19 protein-coding genes and 1 riboswitch are annotated in these 18,119 nt (G+C 31.8%); of the genes, 9 read left to right on the top strand and 10 right to left on the bottom strand.

Translation table 11 applies throughout. The annotated features are described in order from the left end of the window. Positions 1-43: 43 nt before the first annotated feature. Positions 44-616 (bottom strand): nitroreductase family protein, encoded by a 573-nt coding sequence (locus B3J26_RS05640; RefSeq protein ID WP_291073681.1) that lies wholly within the window; start codon positions 614-616, stop codon positions 44-46. Between the two features lie 72 nt (positions 617-688). On the opposite strand from B3J26_RS05640, the gene B3J26_RS05645 reads away from it, so the two are divergent. From B3J26_RS05645 to B3J26_RS05665, 5 genes are all read left to right on the top strand, one after another. Then, the gene (locus tag B3J26_RS05645) at positions 689-1,450 is read left to right on the top strand and encodes a hypothetical protein (protein ID WP_114998712.1); all 762 of its coding nucleotides are present in this window, start codon (positions 689-691) and stop codon (positions 1,448-1,450) included. Positions 1,451-1,465: 15 nt separating this feature from the next. Next, positions 1,466-2,425, top strand: a complete 960-nt coding sequence (locus B3J26_RS05650) for an aminodeoxychorismate synthase component I (RefSeq protein ID WP_114998714.1) — start codon at positions 1,466-1,468, stop codon at positions 2,423-2,425. Beyond that, complete coding sequence (locus B3J26_RS05655) at positions 2,409-3,008, top strand: aminotransferase class IV (RefSeq protein ID WP_291073685.1); 600 nt, start codon at positions 2,409-2,411, stop codon at positions 3,006-3,008. The genes B3J26_RS05650 and B3J26_RS05655 overlap by 17 nt, the downstream gene beginning before the upstream one ends. Before the next feature lie 58 nt (positions 3,009-3,066). Continuing rightward, positions 3,067-3,170: riboswitch (SAM riboswitch) on the top strand. A gap of 53 nt (positions 3,171-3,223) precedes the next feature. Continuing rightward, positions 3,224-5,611, top strand: coding sequence for a TonB-dependent receptor plug domain-containing protein (locus B3J26_RS05660; RefSeq protein ID WP_291073687.1), 2,388 nt, complete (start codon positions 3,224-3,226; stop codon positions 5,609-5,611). Between the two features lie 70 nt (positions 5,612-5,681). After that, a complete protein-coding gene (locus B3J26_RS05665; RefSeq protein ID WP_291073689.1) occupies positions 5,682-6,968 on the top strand; it encodes an APC family permease in 1,287 nt (428 codons plus the stop codon). Positions 6,969-7,022: 54 nt separating this feature from the next. On the opposite strand, the gene B3J26_RS05670 is transcribed toward B3J26_RS05665, so the two are convergent. The 3 genes from B3J26_RS05670 to B3J26_RS05680 all read right to left on the bottom strand — a co-directional run bounded on the left by B3J26_RS05670 (position 7,023) and on the right by B3J26_RS05680 (position 10,706). Beyond that, on the bottom strand, positions 7,023-9,029 hold the full coding sequence (locus B3J26_RS05670; protein ID WP_291073690.1) for a flavohemoglobin expression-modulating QEGLA motif protein: 2,007 nt from the start codon (positions 9,027-9,029) through the stop codon (positions 7,023-7,025). After that, complete coding sequence (gene gshB / locus B3J26_RS05675) at positions 9,026-10,006, bottom strand: glutathione synthase (protein ID WP_291073691.1); 981 nt, start codon at positions 10,004-10,006, stop codon at positions 9,026-9,028. Before gshB ends, B3J26_RS05670 begins: the two co-directional genes overlap by 4 nt. 184 nt (positions 10,007-10,190) lie before the next feature. Next, positions 10,191-10,706 (bottom strand): TlpA family protein disulfide reductase, encoded by a 516-nt coding sequence (locus B3J26_RS05680; protein ID WP_291068885.1) that lies wholly within the window; start codon positions 10,704-10,706, stop codon positions 10,191-10,193. Positions 10,707-10,820: 114 nt separating this feature from the next. On the opposite strand from B3J26_RS05680, the gene pth reads away from it, so the two are divergent. The 3 genes from pth to B3J26_RS05695 are packed head-to-tail and all read left to right on the top strand — an operon-like array spanning position 10,821 to position 12,020. Further along, positions 10,821-11,387, top strand: a complete 567-nt coding sequence (gene pth, locus B3J26_RS05685; RefSeq protein ID WP_291068883.1) for an aminoacyl-tRNA hydrolase — start codon at positions 10,821-10,823, stop codon at positions 11,385-11,387. Then, positions 11,377-11,790, top strand: a complete 414-nt coding sequence (locus B3J26_RS05690) for a rhodanese-like domain-containing protein (protein ID WP_280035392.1) — start codon at positions 11,377-11,379, stop codon at positions 11,788-11,790. Before pth ends, B3J26_RS05690 begins: the two co-directional genes overlap by 11 nt. Next, the gene (locus B3J26_RS05695) at positions 11,790-12,020 is read left to right on the top strand and encodes a DUF3820 family protein (RefSeq protein ID WP_280035391.1); all 231 of its coding nucleotides are present in this window, start codon (positions 11,790-11,792) and stop codon (positions 12,018-12,020) included. The genes B3J26_RS05690 and B3J26_RS05695 overlap by 1 nt, the downstream gene beginning before the upstream one ends. On the opposite strand, the gene B3J26_RS05700 is transcribed toward B3J26_RS05695, so the two are convergent. The 6 genes from B3J26_RS05700 to B3J26_RS05725 form a co-directional block, all read right to left on the bottom strand. After that, positions 12,017-12,457: a GNAT family N-acetyltransferase gene (locus B3J26_RS05700; RefSeq protein ID WP_280035390.1), complete on the bottom strand. Its 441-nt coding sequence runs from the start codon at positions 12,455-12,457 to the stop codon at positions 12,017-12,019. The genes B3J26_RS05695 and B3J26_RS05700 overlap by 4 nt on opposite strands. After that, a complete protein-coding gene (locus B3J26_RS05705) occupies positions 12,454-12,810 on the bottom strand; it encodes a hypothetical protein (protein WP_280035389.1) in 357 nt (118 codons plus the stop codon). Before B3J26_RS05705 ends, B3J26_RS05700 begins: the two co-directional genes overlap by 4 nt. A 31-nt stretch (positions 12,811-12,841) precedes the next feature. Further along, positions 12,842-13,408 (bottom strand): nicotinate (nicotinamide) nucleotide adenylyltransferase, encoded by a 567-nt coding sequence (nadD, locus tag B3J26_RS05710; RefSeq protein ID WP_291068879.1) that lies wholly within the window; start codon positions 13,406-13,408, stop codon positions 12,842-12,844. Positions 13,409-13,483: 75 nt separating this feature from the next. Beyond that, on the bottom strand, positions 13,484-14,068 hold the full coding sequence (locus B3J26_RS05715) for a Maf family nucleotide pyrophosphatase (RefSeq protein ID WP_291073692.1): 585 nt from the start codon (positions 14,066-14,068) through the stop codon (positions 13,484-13,486). Between the two features lie 11 nt (positions 14,069-14,079). Then, positions 14,080-14,604 carry a KdsC family phosphatase gene (locus tag B3J26_RS05720; RefSeq protein ID WP_286479257.1) on the bottom strand — a complete coding sequence of 175 codons (525 nt, stop codon included), beginning with the start codon at positions 14,602-14,604 and terminating at the stop codon, positions 14,080-14,082. Beyond that, positions 14,601-15,365 (bottom strand): Rossmann-like and DUF2520 domain-containing protein, encoded by a 765-nt coding sequence (locus B3J26_RS05725; RefSeq protein WP_280035387.1) that lies wholly within the window; start codon positions 15,363-15,365, stop codon positions 14,601-14,603. The genes B3J26_RS05720 and B3J26_RS05725 overlap by 4 nt, the downstream gene beginning before the upstream one ends. 299 nt (positions 15,366-15,664) lie before the next feature. Between B3J26_RS05725 and B3J26_RS05730 the strand changes: the two genes are divergently transcribed. After that, the gene (locus B3J26_RS05730; protein ID WP_291073694.1) at positions 15,665-18,067 is read left to right on the top strand and encodes a TonB-dependent receptor; all 2,403 of its coding nucleotides are present in this window, start codon (positions 15,665-15,667) and stop codon (positions 18,065-18,067) included. The last annotated feature ends 52 nt before the right edge of the window (positions 18,068-18,119 follow it).

Consider the following 18,119-nt stretch of genomic DNA (forward strand, 5'->3'; position numbering starts at 1 on the left):
AATACAAATGCACTACCGGTTAAATTATATTTTAGAAGATTCTTTAATATTCTAAAAATCTCACTTTATCTTCGATTGGTTGACGAACAGCTTCTGGAGAATCTCCTTCAATTTTTCCCATATAGAAAACACCAACACATTTTTCGCCTTCTTCCATAGTTGTAAACTCATCAACATTGGCGATAATATTTGCTGGAGAAGACCAATATGCACCAATGTTTAGCGTACTTGCCATTAACCACATATTTTGAACAGCCATAGAAGTTGCAGCTAATTCTTCCCATTCAGGATTTTTTTCTGTGTTGATAAAATTGATTAATACAATTTTATTCGACTTATCACATTTCTCAATTAATGCATTTATTTTTCTGTCGCTCAATTGATCTGTTGGCGTTCCTTGCACATAAACACGCTTTACGTATTCGCGGAAACGGTCTTTTGCAGGACCTTCTAAAACGACAAAACGCCAAGGTTCTGTTTTTTTATGAGATGGTGCCCAATTTGCTGCCTCAAAAATTTGATTCAATTCTTCGCGTGTAATTTCTTCTTGTGTGTATTGCGGAGGAAATATAGAGCGTCTATTTTTTATGATTGATAATAAATCGTTTGCATTCATGTTGTAACAATTATTAATTTTATTCTACTAATCAAGCAAATTTACATTAATTTCAATTAAACCAACGTTAAGATGAAAACATTAGATTACAACAAAATTGAGTATTACAAAAACAATAAATTTCAATTTGATATTGGGAAATATTTCAATCAATCATTAGAACTTTTCCAAAATAATTGGCAGCCATTTGTTATTTATGCTCTTGTCGCAGCTATTATTTATATGTTTACTTCCTTCACTGTAATCGGATTGCTTTTTGTGATGTATCCACTTATAATGGGATTTATGATTGGAGCAGAACGTGCCGAAAACAAAATGTCAGTAGAACTAGGTGACTTTTTTGGAGGTTTCAAAAATATAGGAAGCTATTTCCTTTTAACACTTATCGTAATGGGAGTCGCAATAGTTGTAATGTTACCATACATTATTTTTTCTTTTTTACCACTTATGTTTAATGATCCCGAAAATGTAAACCCAGCATTAATGATTGGTTCATCGCTTTTTGGTATGTTATACATCTTAGTGGCGACAGTATTTTTATTGTTCTTACAAGCGTGTATTTATCTGGCTCCGTATCTTATTCATTATGGAAATATGAGCGCTATTGACGCAATGAAAACTTCTTATGCAATCGTAAAAAAGAATTTTTGGTGGATGGTTCTAATAGCTATTGTTGTTAGTCTGGTTGCTTCAATAGGAGCTATTGCTTGTTATGTAGGTGCGTTAGCAACTTATCCAATTGGCTATATGATGGTTTATTTTATGTTAAAAGATATGATTTTGACAGATGATGAAAAAACAGAAATTGATCTACTTGGTACAAACCAAGAATAATATTAATTTTATCGAATGTTAGCAAAGCATTCGATTTTTACGAAAATGAATGAATTGGGAGCTGCAAAAGTTCCCTTTTTTTTTATGATCGATTTTTTGAAAGAAAATGGAGAAGTAGTTCCGTTAAATGAATTACCTGATGAGATAAAATTTGAAGTAGATTCAACAAAAAAAGAATCTTTTCAGAAAGATTTTAAATTCAATAAATTCCCGATTTCTTTCGACGAATATTTGCCAAAATTCAATTATGTTCACGATAATCTTTTGTTTGGAAATTCATATTTAACGAATTTAACGCTTCCAACAAAAATTGAAACTGATTTGACTTTACACGAAATTTTTCAGTTTTCTGAAGCAAAATATAAACTGAAATATAAAAACGAATTTGTTTGTTTTTCTCCCGAACGTTTTGTGAAAATTGAAGATCAAAAAATCTTTTCAAATCCAATGAAAGGAACCATTGATGCCTCGATTCTAAATGCGAAGCAACTTATTTTGAATGATGAAAAAGAAGCTGCCGAACATGCAACAATTGTCGATTTAATCAGAAATGATTTGAGTCTTGTTTCCGAAAATGTTGAGGTGATAAATTATCGCTACATGGATGAGGTGAAGACAAATGATGCAACACTTTTGCAAGTAAGTTCTGAGATAAAAGGCGATTTGAATGATGATTATAGTCAAAATTTAGGAACGATTTTCGATCAACTTTTACCTGCTGGTTCTATTTGCGGTGCGCCCAAAAAGAAAACCGTTGAAATTATTTTAGAAGCCGAGAAGTATCATCGAAATTTTTATACAGGAGTTTTTGGTGTTTTTGATGGCGAAAATCTTGATAGTGCTGTGATGATTCGTTTCATCGAAAATAATCAAGGTGAATTATTTTTCAAGAGTGGAGGAGGAATAACAGCAAAAAGTAAGGCAAAAGCAGAGTACGAAGAATTAATTCAGAAAGTATATGTTCCAATTTATTGAATCGATTTGTTGTGTAAACAAACAACTTCGAAATTTAGAATTTCATCAAGCGAGATTTGCTCGAACAAGAAATGATAATTTTACTGAAATCAATCCGATTTTATTGGACGAAATTATTAAGTTTCCGACAGACTTAACGGACGAAAAATATAAAGTTAGAATTGTTTATGATCGTGAAATTCAATCGATAGAATTTCAATCGTATCAAATCAAACCCATTGAAAGTATTCAACTTTTTGAGATCGAAAATAAAATTGATTATTCCTACAAATATATGGATCGTTGGTTTTTTGATGAGTATTTAAAAGAATCAAAAACAGATGATTTGGTCTTGGTGAAATCAAATTATATTACCGATTGTATTTATTCGAATATTGTTTTTTTTGACGGTTCTCAATGGATCACGCCGCGAAGTTTTTTGTTGAAAGGAACAATGAGAGAAGCTTTGTTGCAATCAGGCGAAATCATTCAGAAAAATATAAAAGTTTCAGATTTAGTTAATTTTAAATCATTCAAACGAATCAATGCGATGATGAATTTAGACGAAAGCCAAGAATTGGATATTTCGTTGTTAATTCAATAACTCTATTAAATTGATAGAGTATTGTTTGCGTTTTCATTTTTTAACATTACCTTTGCATAACTTATCAAGAAAGGTGGAGGGATTGGCCCTGTGAAACCTTAGCAACCAGATGACTTATAATCTAAGGTGCTAAATCCAACCTATTAGAGGGAAAGATGAGTAAAAGTATTTCACTTTTATCTGTTGGTTTCTTGAAAGTTTTATGATAATTAAAAATGAAAAGAAACAAATTTTTACTTGCTTCATTCGCATTTATTTGCGCATCTACACTTTTTGCTCAAGAAGTTGAAAAGGAGGAAACAAATCTTAACGAAGTTATTTTAATCGGTGGTCGTACATCAGAAAGAACGGTGGTTAATTCGTCAGTTCCTGTCGATATTATCGATGTTGAGAAATTGAAAACGTCTTCTCCTCAATTGAGTGTGAATGATATTTTGAATGTGGTTATTCCTTCTTTTAATTCTGTTCGTCAATCATCTGCCGATGGAACGGAGCATATCGATCCTGTGACATTGCGTGGAATGGGACCAGATCAGGTTTTGGTTTTGATTAATGGAAAACGACGTCACACAACTTCGTTGGTGAATTACCAAAATACAGTTGGAAATGGTTCTGTAGGAACAGATTTAGGCGCAATTCCGATTTCAGCAATTGATAAAATTGAAGTTTTACGTGATGGTGCGGCTGCGCAATATGGTTCTGATGCAATTGCGGGAGTTGTAAATATTGTTTTGAAATCTAAACCAGGTGGTGATGCATCTTTGACGTATGGTCAGACTTCTCGAAATGATGGTGAAACGTATAATTTTAACGGAAGTTATGGAACGAAATTAGGACAATCAGGTTCAATTGTTTTTTCGGCGGTTGTAAGTGAGCGCAGGAAAACGAATCGTTCTAAAGATCATAATTTAGATATTTTTGGAGATAATTTCGCGTACGATTTTGCAGATGATCCAGATGTAGCAAGAGCTGTGGATGACGCTAAAATTGCTGCTTTAGGGCTTTCGAGAAAAGATTTTAGATTTCAAATTGGAGATGCGGCAATCAAGAATCAACAATTTTTTGTAAATGCTGAAACGGCGATTAATGATCGATTAGATTTTTATTCATTTGGAGGAGTTTCGTTGCGCCAAGGTAATGGATTTGGTTTTAGAAGATTGCCAAGTGAATTGTCTGAAGATGCGTTAAAAATTTATCCAAATGGTTTTCAAGCAACGTTAAAATCTAATGTAAATGATTATTCAAATTCTACAGGATTACGTTATTCATATGATGGATGGAAAGTTGACTTGAGCAATACTTTTGGCTTAAATTCATTCAAATATGATTTAGAAAATTCAATTAATCAATCATTAGGCTTAAATTCTCCAACCGATTTTTACGCAGGGAAACATCAATTTTTACAAAATACAGTCAATTTAGATTTTTCGAAACGAATTAACCAAAATGTTAGTTTAGCGTTTGGAGGAGAATATCGTTTTGAACAATATAAAATCGAAGCTGGAGATGAAGCTTCTTACTCAGGTTCTGGATCTGAATCTTTTGTAGGATTTTCTCCATTGAATGCTGTAAAAGGTGATCGTCATTCAGTTGCGGCTTATGTAGATGGAGAATTGAAATTTGGAGATTTTACAGCTGATTTAGCTGGACGATTCGAAAATTACTCAGATTTTGGAAGTACAATCAATGGAAAATTAGCGATGCGATATGAATACGCAAAAGGATATTCGGTTCGTGGAGCAATTTCGACAGGATTTAGAGCGCCTTCTTTGCAACAAAAATACTTCAGTAATTCATATACCGATTTATTCTTGAATGATAATGGAGATCAAGTTTTGGTAACAAAAGGAATTATCCGAAATGAGTCTGAATTGTCGAAAGAAATTGGTTTGGATAAATTGAAAGAAGAAAAATCAATCAATGCAAGTTTAGGTTTAACATTTCGTCCGACTTCAAAATTATTCATCACATTGGATGGATATTTTATAAAGGTTGATGACCGAATTGTCTTGACTTCTGATATCACAGATCCTGCTTTAGAAAAATATAATGTTGCGACAGCACGTATTTTTACGAATGCAATTGATACTGAAACCAAAGGTTTGGATTTAGTAATTTCCTATGATACTCGTTTAGGTCGAGGAAAATTGAATGCAAGTTTATCAGGAAATATCAATGAAACAAAGATTGTCGGTTATCATTTTCCAACCGCTTTGACAATTCCAACAGATGAATTTTTTGGTCCTGATCAAGTCAATATTATCGAATCATTAAGTCCAAAAACAAAAGCAACTTTAGGATTGAATTATGCAATTTCTGGATTCAATTTTATGGTGCGTAACACGTATTTCGGAAAAGTGACAAAAGATGGATATCCTTGGGGAAGTATCCAAGAACATACGGGAAAAGCGGTGACGGATGCTTCGATTGGTTATGATATTACAAAGAATTTCAACTTTACAATTGGTGCAAATAATTTGTTTGATGTTTTCCCAGACAAGCAAGTTTACGAGAATTCTTATTATGGAGTTTTTCCGTATGCGCCAGTTCAAATGGGGATGACAGGAGCGTATTATTTTGCGCGTGCAAGTTTTAAATTTTAATCAATAATAAAATATTCTAAGTGTCAATTTTAATGTAAATTCAAACATTCAATTGACACTTTTTTTGTGTATGGCACATTCAAAAATTGGTTGGAAAACCGCAACAGCTTTAGTGATTTCGAATATGATCGGAACAGGTGTTTTTACCAGTTTGGGTTATCAAATTTCTGATCTAAAAAATACAACTTCTATCTTATTATTGTGGGCAATAGGAGGATTGTTAGCGTTGATTGGCGCATTTATTTATTCGGAGTTAGCTTCAAAATTTAAACAATCAGGAGGAGATTATATTTACTTATCTCGCACATTTCATCCTGTTTTTGGTTATTTATCAAGTTGGATTTCTTTATTCGTTGGTTTCTCAGCGCCGATTTCTTTAGCGGCCTTGGCAATGGGGAAATACTTGAATGTTTTCGGGTTTGATTTAGGAAAAGAATTTGCAATAGCCATGATTTTGATTGTTGCCGTTTTTCAATCATTCAGTCTAAATTTGAGTAGTAACTTTCAGAATATTTTTACTATTCTAAAAGTTGTATTTATTGTTGTTTTAATTGCTTTAGGTTTTTATTTTGCTCCAGCAGTTGAGCCAAATGCGGTAGTTTTTGATTCGACTTGGAAAAATGAATTGTTACTTCCTGCATTTGCGACGTCTTTGGTTTATGTTACTTTTGCTTATACAGGTTGGAATTCGGCTTCATACATCGTAGAAGAAATTGAGCAACCAAAACAAAACTTACCAAAAGCACTATTTATAGGCGTTATTTTTGTCACGATTTCTTATGTTTTGCTAAATTATGTTTTCTTGAAACATGCATCAGCAGGAACTTTGGCTGGACAAGAAAATGTTGCAAATATTTCGTTCGGTAATCTGCTTGGAAATAATGTAAAATGGGTGAGTTGCTTTATTGCTTTACAATTAATTGCGACGATTAGCGGTTATTTGTGGATTGGTTCTCGTTTGACGCAAGCCACAGCGCGCGAAAATAAATTGTGGAATTTTATGGCGAAAGAGAACAAAAATAGAATTCCAGTTCGTGCAATTTGGGTGCATACAGCAATTAGTATTTTGCTAATTTTTTCAGGAGATTTTGAAGTGATTTTTACCTATACATCGTTTGTTTTACAAATATTAGCAACATTAGCAGTTTGTACAGCTTTCTTTATCAAACAAGATCAATTAACTATTATCAAAAGTAAATTCTTTTATGTCTTACCTGCTATATTTTTAGCATTTAGTTTATATATCTGTTATTTCGTTTTGATGCAAAAACCAAAAGAAAGTTTATTTGGTTTAGGTATTATTGCATTAGGAATTGTATTATTCTATTTTGATAAAAGAATTGAGAAAAAAGATTAAATATTAGTTCATAATAACACAAAACCCACTCAAATTTGAGTGGGTTTTTATTTTTTAATCTTTTATTCCGTTAAAAATATATTGTAAAATCGGGTTGATTTCTGGATTTTCAAGATGTTTTTTGAAAATTTTGGTATGATATTTCGGTTTATTAATCATTTTACGCTCAACTAATTCGTCAATTGTATCAATGTATTCAACTGAAGTTTTTCCAATCAATAAATTATCCAAAGAACGCCCTTGATCAACATAATTCAAAATTGTTTTCAAACCTTTCAAGTAAAGTGCATCTTTTGTAAAACCACCACCACGATAAACGCGAGTTGTCAGATAAAATGCATCTTCTGGTTGCATTTTGTATTCTTCCATCAAGGTCATAAATGTTTCGTTGAATGATTTTCCATTTGTCAACATATGAACTGCCATAACGCGTAAACCAAGTTCTCTTAGTCGGCTATGATTAATAGAATCAGAATAATATTCACTTAAAATCGCTAAACCTTCTTGCGTTAATGTATTTACAGGTAAACCAATACTAAAGATTTTTAATGGTTGATCCAACGCGTTCATCGTTGTTACCATGTGAACTCCAATTTCGTGCTCAATTAAACCATTTGTAAAACGTTTGTCAAACTTAACGCCACGTTTAATCACAACTTTTCTCTTGCTATTGATTACAAGTGCTTTTGATGCGATATCATCCGAAACTTCGATGTCAAATTTGAAACCATAATCATTTGTAGCATTTCTAAAAAGATTAACCACTTCTTCCTCTGTATAATTTCCTTGTTTATCCATTCTAAATTCAGGACAATAAAGGATAAAGTTCGCATTTTCGATATCTTTTTTGGATGGTTCGCCAAAGTAACGCAACGAATTGTATAAGAATTTATCCGTACCAAGATTGGCTAATAAATCGACCTTATCAAAATAAGCGTTAATCGTATTAACATACATATTTTGAATACTAATATCATTGATTTTTTCGACTTTAATATTCGATAATTTTCGTTTAAATTCGAATGGATCAATGTTAAGCGGATTGTACTTAAATTGTGGTTCGTATGTATATTTTGAAGCTAAGAATTTCTTCTTTTCAAATTCTAAATTAATCGGATTGATGACACTCAACAACTCAAAATTTTGAACCAATTGATACAATTGTTTATCAATTTTGACCAAATCAGATTCTAATTCATTGTGCAAAATATTCACTTGCTTAGAACCTACTTTGTACGTCGTTTCCGTTTTTACAAACTCGTAAGCGTGGTTAAGAATCGCCGATTTAAAACCTTCTTTTATTTGGTTAATAATCTCTGGAAAAGATTCTCCTGTCAATTCATCGCAATAAATTTTTGAAACTTCTGTCGCTAAAACCAATGTATTTTTGAATCGATTTGTAACAAATTCTAACAAATATCCGCGTCCATAAAATACATCGTTAATCGCTGAATAATTGTGAATATTTTCTAACTCAATATTCGCTAATTCATCGCGCCAACTTTCTACATAATTTCCGTAACGTTCGTTATCAACTCGCTCCGCACCAATGTTGAACACTGGAACCGGACGATCCCAACGTTTCCAATTGTACGAGTGAATATCATAAACCAAACACGACTTAAATTTAGTTTCAAGCTTGTTGATTAAAGCTTCCAAAACCTCATAAAAAGCATGATGTTTTGCAATACTTTTTTGTTTTTGAGAAACCGACAAAGGCTCTTTCCAAACCTGTTTTCCCCAAGCTTCTTCGTACACAGCAGTTTCTGGACCACGATTTAGATCGTATTCAAATCGAGAATCACAACCTTTTATTACGATAGGAAAAGTTTCTACAAACTCAGCTGTATGCGGATCTTCCTCATACCAACGCTCATAATTACTTAATAAACATTTTTCGCGAATATCTTCGCGCATTTGTCCACCATCATGAATAGCAGCGCAAACGTAAGGAATGTATTCGTCGATTTTTATTTTGAATGATTCGTCTTCTGCATAAGCTTCAAATACAATTTCATTCTCAATATTATCTAAAATTTGCTGTATACTTAAGGATTTCATGCTTTAAATTCTTTATATTTCTCCAATAACATCGACACGATTTGTTTCTGAATTTCGTTGTTATTGTTTACATTATTGTGAGGAACAATTCCTCCAGGACTTACGACATTTAGCTCAACCATTTTCCCGTTAATCAAATCTATTCCGCAAAAATAAATTCCATCTTCATTTAGTTGTTTTCCTATTTTACGGCATAAATCTAACTCATGTTCACTCATTTCGTGTCTAATCGCAGAACCACCAGCCGAAATATTAGAACGGTGATCGCCTTCTGCAGGAACACGCATAATTGCACCAATCGGTTCACCATTAATCACAATGGCACGAACATCACCTTTTTCTGCACCTTCTATATAATTTTGACAAATAATAGGCTGAGAATTTCCGGTATGATTGATATAAAAATCGCAAATCGAGCTTAAGTTACCAATATTTTTTCGTTCGAAAAGTATAACACCTTTACCACCCATTCCATCTAATGGTTTGATGATAAATTTCTCGAAATTATTTTCCTCTACAAACGATTTTATCAAATCGATGTCTTTTGTAATAAGCGTTTGAGGAACAATTGTTTCTTGACCATCATCAAAAGAAGCGGCGTATATTTTGTTATTTGCTTTACGTAATCCCGAAATTTTGTTTACGAAGAAAACTTTTTCTTCAATTAATTCTAACATGTTCAACAAAAGCGGATCAATTGGTGGATCGGCTCTCATAAAAATCATATCAAATTCGGTCAAATCTTTTATACTACTTTCAAATTTCATCGTGTGATAAAACTCAACACAATCATTTGTTTCTGTAGTAATCATCTTTTTGCAGTTTCCCACAACTTTGCCCTTGGCAATAGAGATATCTTTTTTTGTTAAATAGGATACTTCAAATCCACGATCTACGCATTCTTTAATAATTCGCATAGTGGTGTCTTTACTTGGTTCAACCTTGTCCCAAGGATACATTACGAAGCATATTTTCATATAAATAAAAAGGGTATTAAAATCAATGCAATAATAACTAAAAGTTTGATACAAAAAATGATCTATAAAAAATTATAGAATATTTATTTTTATTCTATGAAAGATATTGATTTCTAATGATTAATAAAAGAAAATGGTGATTGATTTTTCAATTTCAATCACCATTTGGTTGGTAAACTATAAACTATTTATTTCTTAAACGATCAATTGTTTCTTGAACTTTAGGATCATCAGCTTTTACGCTGTAGTAATCTGCAATTTTTCCATTTTGATCAAGAACCAAATATCTCGGTATCCAATTTAAATCAATCCCTGTGCCAAAATTGCCTTTCCAGTTGTTCCCTAAGTAAAAGTGTTGACCTTCAATTTGATATTTTTCAATACCATTTTTCCAAGCTTCCTCATTCTTGTCCATTGAAAGGTAAACAAAGGTTACATCAGGATTTTTTTCGTGCAACGATTTCAAAGCTGGCATGTTTTTGATACAATCTCCACACCAAGTTGCCCATAAATCTAATAGAACAATTTTTCCTTTATAATTCGAAAAAACTTTTTCTAAGGTTGCCGAATTTCCATCCAAATTAACTACACTATCTTGCAAAGCAGCAGCGGGAAACTCAGTTTTCATCACCGACGGAATATTTTGCGCAAACACATTCATTCCAATAAATAATATAAAAACGCTAATTATTTTGTTCATGATAAATTTTTTTATCGATTTCTTGTATTTTCAAAATCTATACCAATTTAGTAGATTTTAAAGCGAAGTTAAATATTTATTTCGAATCATTGCAAAAAGATGTAATTTTGTTTCATGCAAAAATATCTGATTATTGGGCTTGGTAATATTGGTGCTCAATACGAAAATACTCGTCATAATATTGGCTTCAAGGTTGTTGAAGAAGTTGCTAAAAAAGTTGATGCTAAATTTTCGCCATCAAATTTTGGTGAAGTGGCACAATTCAAATACAAAGCGCGTCCAGTTACGTTATTAAAACCAAATACATACATGAATTTGAGTGGAGATGCGGTTCGTTTTTGGATGAAAAAAGAAAATATTTCTTTAGAGAATATTTTTGTCATTACGGATGATTTGAACTTGCCTTTCGGAACAATTCGTATGCGTGGAAAAGGTAGCGATGGTGGACATAATGGTTTGAAGGATATTCAAAATAAAGTTGGCGGACAAAATTATGCGCGATTACGCTTTGGTGTAGGAAATGAGTTTTCGGAAGGTAAACAAGTGGATTATGTGTTAGGCGATTGGTCGGCAGAAGAAAATGAAAAAATGAATGAACGATTAAATTTGGCTGCTGATGCAGTTTTGTCGTTTGTTTTTCAAGGATTAGAGAATACAATGAATCAATATAATGGTAAATAAAATTTTAGGAGTTGCAATGATTGCGGGAACACTTTTTTTAGGTTCTTGTGCAAGCAATTCGTCAAGTTCAGAAGGAAAAGAAGCGAGAATAGAAGAAGTAACTTCGACATTAGATAATGTAAATGAAATCAATTTCAAGAACAAAAAGAATGTTTTGTTAGACGTTCGTACACCTGAAGAATTTGCTGAAGGTCATGTTCCTGGAGCGGTAAACATTGATGTAAAAAATCCAAATTTCGAAGAAGAGATTCAGAAATTAGATACAAAAAAGAATTATTTCATTTATTGCAAATCTGGTGTTAGAGCAAAATTAGCAACAGAAAAAATGCAAGAAAAAGGTTTCAAAAATGCGAAGAATTTCAAAGATGGAATGTCGACGTACAAAGGAACTGTAGTAAAATAATGGAAGGATTTCGTCCCGAAATATTAAAAGAAATTGTCACAACAAAAATGTCTTTCGGTAAATACGAAGGGCGATTGTTGTGCGATTTACCTGTTTCTTATTTGGAATGGTTTGTTGGTAAAGGTGGTTTTCCGAAAGGAAAATTAGGCGTTTTATTATCCACCGTTTACGAAATAAAACTAAATGGTTTAGAAGATATTATCTACGAATTAAAACGTCAATTTGGTTAAACTTCCCATTCATAAAAATTTGCATCATCGCGCAATTGAAATCCAGCACTTGGATATAATGAATTTCCAATATCATTCGTAACACTGGTTTCTAACAGCATCGCGCAAGCATCAGTTTTACGGCATAAACTTTTTGCTTCTTCAATCAATTCTCTTGCAAAACCTTGTCCGCGAAATTCTGGCGAAACAAATAAATCATTCAAAATCCAAAAACGTTTCATTCGAGTAGATGAAAATGAAGGAAACAATTGTACAAAACCAACGGCTTTTTCGTCTTTATTATAGGCTAAAAAGATAACCGATTCATCATTTACAATTCTGGCTCTTAGAAATTCTTCTGCTGCTTTTACATCAGATTTCTTATCATAAAATTGACGATATGCATCAAATAAAGGAACCAATTCGTCTAAATTATTTATAGTAGCTTGTTTTGTCATGATTCTGTGATTAAATATTCTTTTTTATTGTATTTATCTACAAAATATAATTGATTATTTCTGCATCTCATTTCCCCAAAAACAGATTTTATATTTTCTAATACAATTTTATATTCAAGTGTAAATATATTTATTGAAATAAGATTTATATCTGGATTTTTAGTAGAATTCCATTGTTGTAAATATATCATCGAATTGTGTTTATAAAACCAATCTCCAAAGATTTTATTATTCAATTCTTTAATTTCTGGATTAGAATTAAGCGAGAAAAAAGTTGGACCAAATCGAATTTCTCCAGCAAATTGTTTTTGAATTATTAATGATTCATATTCTATAAAATTTTCCCAATCCATAATCTTCAAATTCTATCATTTTCAAATTAAATTATCCATACAAATTACTTCCATCCAAATATTCCCAAACTTTTGGAGGTAACATTGGCTTTATATTTTTTCCATCTTTGATTGCATTTCTGATAAATGTAGAAGATATTTCCATCAAAGGGGCTTCAACTATTTCGACATTATCGTAATTTTCTTCTTGCGAATAACCAGGACGCGGATAAACATAAAATTGATAATCGCGCATTAAAATATCGGCATTTTTCCATTTCGAGATTCCATCCAAATTATCAGAACCCATAATCAGTGCAAAGTCATGCTCAGGAAATTTTTCGTTTAGATGAATTAACGTATCAATTGTGTACGACGGTTTTGGTAAGGTAAATTCGATGTTAGATGCACGCAGATTAGGATAATCTTTTATCGCTAATTCTACCATTTCTAATCGATCATATTCATTTGCCAAAGAACTTTTTTTCTTCAACGGATTTTGAGGCGAAACCACAAACCAAACCTGATCCAAATCGGTGAATTGTTGAAAATGATTGGCAATAATTAAATGTCCGACATGAATAGGATTGAATGATCCAAAATATAAACCGACTTTCATAAAATTGATTTTTTAGAAAAACAAAAATACGATAATTGTAGAATAAAAAAATCCAGCCGAAGCTGGATGATATGTTTAGAATTTTACCAATTCTTTATATAGCTTGTGTGTAGGAAGTCCCATTACATTGAAATAACTTCCATTCATATTGTCCACACCAATATAACCAATCCATTCCTGAACGCCGTAAGCACCCGCTTTATCGAAAGGTTTGTAATTGTCAATGTAGAAATAAATTTCTTCGTCTGTTAAATCTGCGATAGTCACTTGTGTTTCGTCTGAAAAGGTAACTTCTTTCTCTACAGAACGAATCGTAACTGATGTATAAACAGAATGTGTTTTTCCACTCAATTTTTTAATCATTTCGTACGCTTCCTCTCTATTCGAAGCTTTTTCTAACGATTCATCATCTACCCAAACAGTTGTATCCGAAGTAATAATCAAATCATTTGGTTGAATATTAGTATAAGCTTTTGCTTTTTTAGCGGAAAGATATTCGGTGATTTGTTCTTTCTTGAATTCGTTGCGATCAAATGTTTCGTCAATATCCAATGAAATTGTCGAAAATTGCAATCCTAATCCAGCTAAAAGTTCTTTTCTTCTTGGCGATTGTGATGCCAAAATGATATTGGTATCTTTTAATTTTTCTGTTAATAACATTTCAAATTCTTTTATACAGAAGCTACTTCTTCTGCATTATACCATTTGTTTTGAACTTTCAAAATTTGTTCTAATAGATCGCGAACGCAACCTTTCCCTCCGTTTTCTGGTGAAATATATTCTGAAGCTTTGCGTACATCCATACAAGCATCGTTAGGACAAGCTGATAATCCAACTAAATTCATCACAGCTAAATCTGGATAATCATCGCCCATATACGCTATTTCATCAGGATCTAATCCATAAGAAAAAAGTAAATCTTCGAAAGCTTCTACTTTATCACGTTTATTCACGTAGATATCAGTTAAGCCTAAATATTTTAAACGATTTACAACAGCTTCATCTCTTCCTCCAGTAATCACTGCAATTCGTATTCCTTGTTTGATGGCTAATTGCATCGCATAACCATCGCGCGTATTCATTGTTCTCACCATTTCGCCAGTTGGTAATAAAATTAAATTTCCATCTGTCAAAACTCCATCCACATCTAAAATAACGGTTTTAATGTTATTTAGTTTTTCTTTATAACTTATCATTTTTCGTAAACTCGTTTGATTGAATCTGTCAATATTTGGTAAATCTGTAATAATCTCGAATCATCTTGTAAGGCCTCTAAATGACGATCAACAATGACTTGATCTCCACGTTTTGCTGGACCAGTTTGCGCATCTTTAGGACTCATTTCGATTACTTTATTTGCTGTTTCTTGTATAAGAGGCAACAAAACATCGAACGGAACATTGTTTTGTTCACAAATATTTCCAGCGATATAATATAAATGATTGACAAAATTATTTGCCCAAACACCTGTCATATGTACTTGCATTCTACTTGCAAAATTTAGTTCGTGAACTTCGTTTGAAATACGATTTCCTAATTCATTCAATTTTTTCAAATCTTCAGGATTTTCTGCTTCGATGAAAAATGGAATATTATCATAACGCATTGTTCTTTCTTTCGAAAAAGTTTGCAATGGATAAAAAACGCCTTTTCGGTAATCGCCTTTCAGAACAGACATTGGAGAGGATCCAGAAGTATGAACAACCAAAACATCATCATACGGAATATAATGAGAGAATTCTTCGATTCCAGAATCGGCACTTGCAATAATATAAATGTCTGCTTTTTCTATTTCAGAAATTTTATCAGTATACGAAATTCTATTTGCTTCTCCGATTTCTCTAGCATGTTCTAATGTTCTATTGAAAATTTGTCGAACATTGCAAGTGTTTTCGATTAATGCACGAGTTAAGTGAAACGCAACATTTCCTGCACCTAATATGACAATTGAACTCAATGTTTTAGCAATTTTTTGATTAATATTAATTGAATGATAAATGTAAGTTTTTCAACCGAGGAAAAAAATTTTAAAAAAAAATTAAAAATTCTTGTAACATTTTTGAAGTTGTTGCGTCTTATTAGTAAAATCATCCAACAATTGGGTTTACGTATTATGTAAAACATAGTACTTTAAAATTTAAAAAAAGTTTAAAAATTTTGTAACAAAACATTTTTTAAAACGTCTAATTAGGAAAAAGTACGGACAACTCTTATTATGTATTATGTAAAACATAGTACTGTTAAAAAATATTAACTATGAAATTAAACAAATTTACTTTAGCTATTCTTTTCTCCGTTTGCTCTATTTACGGATTCTCGCAGGAACAACATCCTGTGAAAGGAAAGATTGAAAATGCAAAAAATGAAGCGGTTGGTATGGCTGCGATTCAGATTTATAAAGCAGATTCAAAAGAATTATTCGATGAAGTGTATGCGAACGCAGACGGAACATTTGAAATTCCAGATTTAGAAGACGGAAATTATCGTTTGGTGATTACAGAATTTGGTTATCAACAATCTGTAACAACTGCAGAGGTAAAAGGAGGTGAATTAAATTTAGGTAACATCATTTTACAAGTAGAAAAAGCGGAAACCGTAGAACTGAAAGGAGCATTTGTTCGTGCGCAAACTTCACAATATCGTAATGAAATAGATAAACGTGTTGTAGAAGTGGGGAACGATTTAGTTTCTGCTGGTACAGATGCTGCATCGGTTCTGAATAATATTCCTTCAGTTAATGTTGACCAACAATCAGGTGCTTTATCGTTGAGAGGAAATGAAAATGTAAAAGTTTATGTAGATGGTAAGCCGTCGTCTCAATCTGCAGCTCAATTACTGAAACAAATTCCTTCTAATCAAATTCAACGTATAGAAATTATCACAAATCCGTCTGCTAAATATGAAGCTGATGGAAAATCTGGAATCATTAATATCGTATTGGTAAAAGGACAGAAAAAAGGGTATAATGTTGGTTTGATTGCTGGATACGAGCAAGGTAAAAAATCACGTTTCAATTCATCTGTTAATGCAAACGTAAATGTAGGAAAGTTCAATTTATTTGGTAATGTAAATTATGCAGATCGTCCATCTAAACAAAATGGTATTGGTCAGAATTATTCTGATAATATAGATCAGTTGTTTGATATTCAGAATAATAAAAATAGAAATTTATCTTATAAAGCAGGTTTTGACTGGTTTATTAATGATCAAAATGCATTGACAGTTTATACAAATCAATGGAATGGAGATCATAATGCGTTAATTAATACAAATATTTTACAAGGTGTAAAAAATGATTTGAATAGAAATGATATTTGGTCAGATTCAAAAAGTTCGGATTATAGTTTAAACTTCAAACATGATTTCAAAAAAGAAGATCATAATATTATTTTGGATGCATTTTATTCGACAAGTAAAGAAGATGATGATAGAGATTACACCAACACATACCCAAAAAGTAAGTTCTATCAAGAATATCGAAATGATAAAACAACGAATACTCGAATCAATTTAGATTATACGAATCAAATAAAAGATGCTGGAAAATTAGAAGCAGGTTTACAATTCAGAAGAGAAACGAATGATAATATTTTAAGATCTACAGATGTAATTACTGAAAATGCTGTAAACTTTAATCCAAATGTTGATTTTGAATTTGAGCGTAAATTCTTCTCGGGTTACGCGAATTATAAACAAAAATTTAACAAATTCGGAGCTCAAATAGGATTGAGATTAGAACGTGTAGAGGATGATGGAAATTGGTTATTTGCGCCTAATAACTCTGGAACTTTGAAAAAAGATTATACAGATTTATTTCCATCTGCTTTCTTAACATATGATTTGACAGAAAAGGATCAATTATCATTTAACTATAGTAGAAGAATTGATCGTCCAGGAATGTATCAGTTAACACCTGTACCTCAGTTTACGACAGCTTTAATGTCAAATAAAGGTAATCCAGAACTTAATCCAGAATATACAAACTCAATTGAATTAGGGTATTTGAAACAATTGAAAAAAGGATCAATTTCAGGAAATTTATTTTACCGTCATGTAACTGATAATATTATTCAGACTTTCAAAAAAGATCCAGAAGTAGAATCAGCTTTTATACAATATAATATGAACTATGATAAAGTGAATAGTTATGGAGTTGAAGCAAGTTGGAACTATAAATTAACTAAATGGATGAGTACTTATCTTGCCGGAGATTTTACTTCATCAGAAATGCAAAGTGTTATAGAGGATGAAAATAATAATCCTGTTGTTAAGAAAATTACAGCGAATACATTGTCATTGAGAATGAATAATACTTATACATTAACAAAACAATTAAGTTTACAACAATTTGGATTCTTTAGAGGTAAAACTAAATTTTTACAAGGAGAAATGTTAGATATGTGGCGTATGGACTTAGGAATAAAATATAGTTTTATGCAAGGAAAAGCATCATTTTCAGCTCGTGTAAATGATATTTTCAATACAATGAAAGCACGTGTTAATATGGATAATCCATACGAAGGTTTTGCAAAATTCAAATGGGAATCAAGAACATTTTATTTAGGATTTAATTACAACTTCGGTGGTAAGGTAAAATCAAGAGCCGAAGCTCAACAGAATAAAACTGAGCAAAATGGTGGTGGAATAGGATTACAATAAATTAAAAACATTCTTCATTTAAATATTCTTAGGTAGTATCTTACTAACTGTG

This window comes from Empedobacter sp. UBA5987, assembly GCF_002429865.1.
In the GTDB taxonomy this organism is placed as follows: domain Bacteria; phylum Bacteroidota; class Bacteroidia; order Flavobacteriales; family Weeksellaceae; genus Empedobacter; species Empedobacter falsenii_B.

What these genes read in the sequence shown, in the direction of transcription:
- B3J26_RS05640 (WP_291073681.1), bottom strand. Translation starts at nt 616, where the DNA reads ATGAATGCAAACGATTTATTATCAATCATAAAAAATAGACGCTCTATA.
- B3J26_RS05645 (WP_114998712.1), top strand. Translation starts at nt 689, where the DNA reads ATGAAAACATTAGATTACAACAAAATTGAGTATTACAAAAACAATAAA.
- B3J26_RS05650 (WP_114998714.1), top strand. Translation starts at nt 1,466, where the DNA reads ATGTTAGCAAAGCATTCGATTTTTACGAAAATGAATGAATTGGGAGCT.
- B3J26_RS05655 (WP_291073685.1), top strand. Translation starts at nt 2,409, where the DNA reads ATGTTCCAATTTATTGAATCGATTTGTTGTGTAAACAAACAACTTCGA.
- B3J26_RS05660 (WP_291073687.1), top strand. Translation starts at nt 3,224, where the DNA reads ATGAAAAGAAACAAATTTTTACTTGCTTCATTCGCATTTATTTGCGCA.
- B3J26_RS05665 (WP_291073689.1), top strand. Translation starts at nt 5,682, where the DNA reads ATGGCACATTCAAAAATTGGTTGGAAAACCGCAACAGCTTTAGTGATT.
- B3J26_RS05670 (WP_291073690.1), bottom strand. Translation starts at nt 9,029, where the DNA reads ATGAAATCCTTAAGTATACAGCAAATTTTAGATAATATTGAGAATGAA.
- gshB (WP_291073691.1), bottom strand. Translation starts at nt 10,006, where the DNA reads ATGAAAATATGCTTCGTAATGTATCCTTGGGACAAGGTTGAACCAAGT.
- B3J26_RS05680 (WP_291068885.1), bottom strand. Translation starts at nt 10,706, where the DNA reads ATGAACAAAATAATTAGCGTTTTTATATTATTTATTGGAATGAATGTG.
- pth (WP_291068883.1), top strand. Translation starts at nt 10,821, where the DNA reads ATGCAAAAATATCTGATTATTGGGCTTGGTAATATTGGTGCTCAATAC.
- B3J26_RS05690 (WP_280035392.1), top strand. Translation starts at nt 11,377, where the DNA reads ATGGTAAATAAAATTTTAGGAGTTGCAATGATTGCGGGAACACTTTTT.
- B3J26_RS05695 (WP_280035391.1), top strand. Translation starts at nt 11,790, where the DNA reads ATGGAAGGATTTCGTCCCGAAATATTAAAAGAAATTGTCACAACAAAA.
- B3J26_RS05700 (WP_280035390.1), bottom strand. Translation starts at nt 12,457, where the DNA reads ATGACAAAACAAGCTACTATAAATAATTTAGACGAATTGGTTCCTTTA.
- B3J26_RS05705 (WP_280035389.1), bottom strand. Translation starts at nt 12,810, where the DNA reads ATGGATTGGGAAAATTTTATAGAATATGAATCATTAATAATTCAAAAA.
- nadD (WP_291068879.1), bottom strand. Translation starts at nt 13,408, where the DNA reads ATGAAAGTCGGTTTATATTTTGGATCATTCAATCCTATTCATGTCGGA.
- B3J26_RS05715 (WP_291073692.1), bottom strand. Translation starts at nt 14,068, where the DNA reads ATGTTATTAACAGAAAAATTAAAAGATACCAATATCATTTTGGCATCA.
- B3J26_RS05720 (WP_286479257.1), bottom strand. Translation starts at nt 14,604, where the DNA reads ATGATAAGTTATAAAGAAAAACTAAATAACATTAAAACCGTTATTTTA.
- B3J26_RS05730 (WP_291073694.1), top strand. Translation starts at nt 15,665, where the DNA reads ATGAAATTAAACAAATTTACTTTAGCTATTCTTTTCTCCGTTTGCTCT.